We start from the raw sequence: 1,818 nt of genomic DNA on the forward strand, positions 1-1,818 counted from the left end.
AAGTCCAGCGGTATGATGTCAAGTTCCTGATTCTTACGAATTGGAAATTCTCAAGCGTATAGATCCTATGCGTCAGGAAAAATGAGCACATCTAAGCAAGCCCAGCTGAAAATCCAGTTATATTACAGAATTTTACTGGGAATCCATAAGGACTTTGGCAAAGGAGGCGTTAATCCTTCGCGTGATTCACCTTCCTTCGAGGCGTATAAAGTTGGCCGTTGCGTAGCAGCACATCGACCAGACGCACGAGTTTTCTTGCCGTTAAGACGAGGGCACGCTTGTGTTGATTTTTGGGTACTTCGTTATATTTCTTCCGGTAGTACTCGCCGAATTCCTCATCGCGTAAACGGACCGAGTTGGCAGCTTCAACAAGGTAGTAGCGTAGGAATCGGTTGCCGGACTTCATTCTAGTCGTGTTCTCTGCCTCGAAGCCGCCGGATTGGTGTCTGCGCCAAGTCAGACCTGCATATTTCGCAATGGCGGCTTGATCCTTGAATCGTTCAATGTCGCCTAGTTCACCAAGCAGGCCGGCAGCGTAGACCTTGCCGATACCGGGCACTGACAAGAGGCACTGGGCACCCTGGATGCCGTTCAGAATACGTTCAATGGCCTTGTCGAGATCCTTAAGTTGTTTCTGGATGCTGCGGATGGACTCGATGGACGTGCCGAGCACGAGGTCAATGGAGTCCTCCACGACCTTGGCCAAGCGATAGGAAGCGCGAGCAGCCTGTTGGATACAGCGGGCGACGCGCTCAGGGTCGGGAAAACGATTGCGCCCCTTATCTCGCAAATAGTCGGCCAGATCGGCAATATCCATCTCGGCGATGTCGTCGAGACTGAACTTCTCGGAAAGCATCTCCATGAGGGCGTGACCGAATACAGAACTGTCAACCTCGGTCGTAAAGGCGTTGCACTTGTAGAACAAGTTCTGCAAAAAGTATTGCTTCTCACGAGCCAGATTGTGGACCAAGTGAAACCGCATGCGTGTGAGACGCTGGAGCGCGACGTACTGTTCCTGCATGATAATCGTGGTCGTCAGGCGTCCGAAACGCAAGCGATCCGCGATGATCCAGGCGTCAATCCGGTCGGTTTTGTCCATGTCAGCGTACGCTTCCCGGAACTTGCTGATGAGCTTGGGATTAAGGGTAAACACCTTGGCCTTGCGCTCACGCAGCGATGGATCTTGATGAAGATACATGGCCGGGTGCCAACTGTAAACGGAAGTGGCCTCAAGGCCAATATGAATCTCAGAAACAACAAGCTTGTCCGCTGTGGCAACGATGCGGTCGCGAAGATGGGAAGCGCCGTAGAGGTTGTTTTTGACCCTAAACGATTCAAGCTTATCGCCGTCCGAGTTCATGAAGCACGTTTCGAGTTCTTGCGAACTCACGTCAATTCCGACAAAAAGTTTCAAGTGGAATTCCTCCTTTCATTAAGGGATTCAGGGAATGGACGCTCCGGGATGCCTCCGGCGCACGCGCAGATCAGTCACCCTCGCATATGAGAACACGCTTCGATCCATGAGCTGCCCTGGTTCTGCTCAAAGCCAGGCATGGGTTGCCGAAGGGAACAGCCAGCGGGTAAGAAGCTCAGACGCGTACCGGAGAAACAGACTTAAGGAGTAGACGAGGCTACGGGAGGCGAAAGAATTTCCCCGAATGAACCCTAAGATTCATTTTCCAGAGGCATGCCGGAAAGTCCAGTCCCTGATTCGATTTTCAAGGTACGAGTTGCTGGAAATTATTCCAGCAATCGCCAGCCCCCTAGGGGACTGGAAATTGTCTCAAAAGAAAGTTCTAAAGATACTATACGAGGAGG

At 51.7% G+C, this 1,818-nt stretch carries 1 protein-coding gene; it reads right to left on the reverse strand.

Annotated elements, in window-relative coordinates:
• Positions 1–169 precede the first annotated feature (169 nt).
• Positions 170–1,414, reverse strand: a complete 1,245-nt coding sequence (locus tag L691_RS0112535; RefSeq protein ID WP_025690865.1) for an IS110 family RNA-guided transposase — start codon at positions 1,412–1,414, stop codon at positions 170–172.
• Positions 1,415–1,818 lie beyond the last annotated feature (404 nt).

This window comes from Paenibacillus zanthoxyli JH29 (genome assembly GCF_000520715.1).
GTDB lineage: Bacteria > Bacillota > Bacilli > Paenibacillales > Paenibacillaceae > Paenibacillus_AQ > Paenibacillus_AQ zanthoxyli.